The sequence below is a fragment of the Paenibacillus alginolyticus DSM 5050 = NBRC 15375 genome (genome assembly GCF_000422905.1).
In the GTDB taxonomy this organism is placed as follows: domain Bacteria; phylum Bacillota; class Bacilli; order Paenibacillales; family NBRC-103111; genus Paenibacillus_E; species Paenibacillus_E alginolyticus.
In genome coordinates this window covers 1-1,488 of record NZ_AUGY01000218.1, presented here as the reverse complement: position 1 = coordinate 1,488, position 1,488 = coordinate 1, and the positions used below count along the sequence as shown (strand labels likewise).

At 37.0% G+C, this 1,488-nt stretch carries 2 protein-coding genes; both read left to right on the top strand.

All coding sequences use genetic code 11. The features are described from left to right. Positions 1-139 precede the first annotated feature (139 nt). Entirely contained in the window at positions 140-586 is a 447-nt protein-coding gene (locus G519_RS0138245; protein WP_084160542.1) for a GNAT family N-acetyltransferase, read from the top strand. 558 nt (positions 587-1,144) lie between these two features. Further along, entirely contained in the window at positions 1,145-1,426 is a 282-nt protein-coding gene (locus G519_RS48275; RefSeq protein ID WP_029199013.1) for a hypothetical protein, read from the top strand. Positions 1,427-1,488: the final 62 nt, after the last annotated feature.

Below are 1,488 nucleotides of genomic sequence, written 5' to 3'. Positions count from 1 at the left end.
GCTATTCGAACGGCAACTGTATTCCAAGGCGACGAAATCCTGCGAATGAGTGAGAATATGTGAGATAAACCCTTAAAACCGAGGGACGGGCAGGAATGCTCAATTGTAACGTGGAATAAAATGTAAGGACAAGGGTTATATGGGAGTTGATATTGATATGATTCGTGAAGCTGAACGATCTGATAAAAACCAACTGTGCGAGCTCTATCGTATGTTAGTGCCAAATAGTAAGAAAATGAATGTTCTCGAAGAACAAATTGATACAATCAAAAGTGACCCTAATAACTTTCTACTTGTTTTCGATGAAGGCGGTGAAATATTAGGGACAGTGACGCTAAATATCTGTATCCAAGCATTGCATGGAACAAGACCGTATGGAATTGTCGAGAACATTATTGTTCATGAGAATCATCGAAGTAAGAGTATTGGACAACAACTTTTACAATATGTTGAGGACTATTGTAGGTCAATAAATTGTCATCGGATTATGCTTCTAAGCAATTCAACCCGTGAAAGAGCTCATCAGTTCTTCGAACGAGAAGGATATGACGGATCGGTTAGTAAAGGATTTAAAAAATATTTCTAATTGAAGGGCTGCCGCGGCAGCCTTTCGCCCCACTAACGGGCAGATTTGCTCAACAAAACAATTCCAAATTATGGTATTATTATGTCCGAACATTTTTTCTAACGAAGTTATTCTGAGGAGTGGAGATTCTTGCGAATACATAGTATTAAATTACTCACTAAACAATTAGAGCAACTCAAAAAGTTCTACATTTATGATCTCGGAGTCCAACTGGTGGAGAGTTCCAGTAATATGTTTACTTTAAAAGTGGGGAAATCAAATTTAATTTTCGAGCAATCAGATAAAAATGAAAAAAGCCCATTTTATCATTTCGTCATTGACATCCCTGAGAACAAAATTGAGGAATCAATAACTTGGCTAAACTCGGTCGGGGTTACGCTAAATCTATTACCAGATAACTCATATCAAGTTTATTCTAAAACCTAGAACGCAACATCAATTTACTTTTATGACCCAGCAGGGAATGTAGTTGAATTTATCGCTAGACACTCTCTTGATAACGCAAACAATACTCCATTTACAGGTAAGGAATTAATAAATATCAGTGAAATCGGCCTTGTGGTTAATGATGTAAATTGTATTAAAGACTTGTTGAGTACAAATCTTTTAATCGACGGATATAAGGATAGCAAAGAAACTTTTGCTGCTGTAGGTGATGAAGATGGGCTATTCATTTTGTCTTCATATAGACGAGTGTGGCTGGGATCAGAAAAGGAAGCGGATATTTTTAAAACAGAAATTACAGTAGAAGGAGCTTATGAAGGAGAATTTGCTATTGGACAATACCCATACAATCTTTCATTAGTTAATTCTTCGCTAAGCTCCCTCGTTATGATTTGATTTTCTCACGCAAGCTCGTGTATTCGCAGGATTTCATCCTCTTTGATATCGGACGATGAAGG

Excerpts from the sequence above, each read along its gene's own strand:
- G519_RS0138245 (WP_084160542.1), top strand. The coding sequence starts at position 140 with ATGGGAGTTGATATTGATATGATTCGTGAAGCTGAACGATCTGATAAA.